This window comes from Cohnella sp. 56 (assembly GCF_037963805.1).
Taxonomy (GTDB): domain Bacteria; phylum Bacillota; class Bacilli; order Paenibacillales; family Paenibacillaceae; genus Cohnella.
Genome location: NZ_JAZDQE010000040.1, coordinates 1 through 1,146 on the forward strand (window position 1 = coordinate 1; position 1,146 = coordinate 1,146).

The window sequence follows — 1,146 nt, forward strand, 5'->3', positions numbered from 1 at the left end:
AAGCGACGCACGAGGATGCTGAACCACATTTCAATTTGATTGAGCCAGGAACAATGTTTGGGTGTGTACAGGAACCGGATGCGATGCGTCGGGTCGCTCAAGAAAGCACGACGACTTTCTAAGGAACGCAACACACCGCAGGAACCTTTAACGCCCAAGGTATAACGTCGAATGTCGATCTGCTCGGCAATGAGCTCTACGAGCGACTCGGACTGATGCGTATTGAGTTGATCACAAACGATAACCCATTCGGCTTGTGGATCGGTAGCCAGCAACTTCTTGATATGTGCGGTAAAGTCAGGCTCGGTCCTGGTTTGCCCGATCGTAGGCGTGATAAGCCGGCCTGTAGCGATCTCCAGATTGGCGATCACACATTGCGTACCATGGCGAACATACTCGACTTCTTGACGTTCAACGCGTCCCGGACGCATCGGCAGCTTGGGATGAATACGCTCGAGCGCCTGCACGCCTGTCATTTCATCCACACTGACCACATGGACTCCGAGTTGGTGCAGCAAAGGAGACGATGTATACAGGTGACATAACGCATGAACTTGCTCCTGAAACCGCTTTGGACATTCACGCCGAGGGTTAAGCCATCCGCGGCAGCGGTGCGGTTTTAAATCCGCCTCATTTTAAAAAACGCCGCATGCTGCTCACTGAAATCGTGGATACGATCTCTCGTTTAATCGCTTCATCGCACAGTTCCCGCGCGGTCCAATGACTGATAGGCCGATCACTCTCTTGCGGTTTTTCACAGGCTAAAGCGACTAATTCTACGATTTGTTCGGGCGTGAACGTGGGCGGTGTGCCGGGACGTTGTTCGTCTGTAAGAAGCACGCCTATGGCAGGTTCCAGTTCCTTCGGCTCACTTAACTCGATGTGATCCAGTCGCTCTTGCGCTTCGACCCAACGTTTGCGCCACAGGCCGACCTGCATCCGATTCATCCCGATCTGTCGCCCTATTTCTGCATTTCCCGTCCCCTGGTGGGCAAGAAGGACAACTTGAGCGCGTTTTGCCATTTGTTGCGGCGTGAGATGTCGGCGGGCCAGGTTATGGAGTACCTTTTCTTGATTTTCCGTCACCGTCACTTCTGCTTTCTTCGGTCCGGTGGTCATACAAGAAACCTCCCTGGAAAAGAGCTG

2 protein-coding genes are annotated in these 1,146 nt (G+C 53.1%); both read right to left on the reverse strand.

What is annotated here, in order from left to right; translation table 11 throughout:
• On the reverse strand, positions 1 to 476 hold a 476-nt coding region (locus VQ071_RS29255), incomplete at its 3' end, for a transposase (protein WP_340518548.1).
• 154 nt (positions 477 to 630) lie between these two features.
• The coding region (locus tag VQ071_RS29260; RefSeq protein WP_340518546.1) for a helix-turn-helix domain-containing protein at positions 631 to 1,146 on the reverse strand (516 nt) is incomplete at its 5' end.